Here is a 702-nt window from a genome sequence, read left to right on the forward strand (position 1 = left end):
CGACGTCTTGGGGGGTGAGGCCGGCGTTGTCGAGGGCGTGGGTGATGACGCGTTGTTGTGAGGGGCCGTTGGGTGCGGTCAGGCCGTTGGAGGCGCCGTCTTGGTTGACGGCGGTGCCGCGGATGACCGCCAGCACCGGGTGGCCGAGGCGACGCGCGTCCGACAGGCGTTCGACCAGCAGCAGGCCGACGCCTTCGGCCCAGCCGGTCCCGTCGGCGGAGGAGGAGAAAGCCTTGCACCGCCCGTCCGGCGCCAGCCCCCGCTGGCGCGAGAACTCGGTGAACCCGATGGGGCTCGCCATCACCGTGACGCCGCCCGCGAGCGCCAGGTCGCATTCCCCCGTACGCAGCGCCTGGACGGCCAGGTGCAGCGCGACCAGCGAGGACGAGCAGGCGGTGTCCACGGTCACCGCCGGGCCCTCGAACCCGAAGGTGTAGGCGATCCGCCCGGACAGCACGCTGCCCAGGTTGCCGATGGCCAGATATCCCTCCAGGTCGTCGGGCACCTGCGGCAGCCGGGAGCCGTACGTGCGGTCGGCCACCCCCGCGTACACCGCCGTACGGCTGCCCTTGAGGGTGGCGGGGTCGATGCCGGCGCGTTCGAAGGTTTCCCAGGCGACTTCGAGCAGGAGGCGTTGCTGGGGGTCGCTGGCGAGGGCTTCGCGGCGGGAGATGCCGAAGAAGTCGGCGTCGAATCCGGCGA

At 72.1% G+C, this 702-nt stretch carries 1 protein-coding gene; it reads right to left on the bottom strand.

Annotated features, from left to right (window positions below; translation table 11 throughout):
• Positions 1-702, bottom strand: a 702-nt coding sequence (locus tag FLW16_RS42985; protein ID WP_142566726.1) for a beta-ketoacyl synthase N-terminal-like domain-containing protein, incomplete at both ends; no start/stop codon positions are given.

The organism is Microbispora sp. KK1-11 (assembly GCF_006874435.1).
Taxonomy (GTDB): Bacteria; Actinomycetota; Actinomycetes; order Streptosporangiales; family Streptosporangiaceae; genus Microbispora; species Microbispora catharanthi.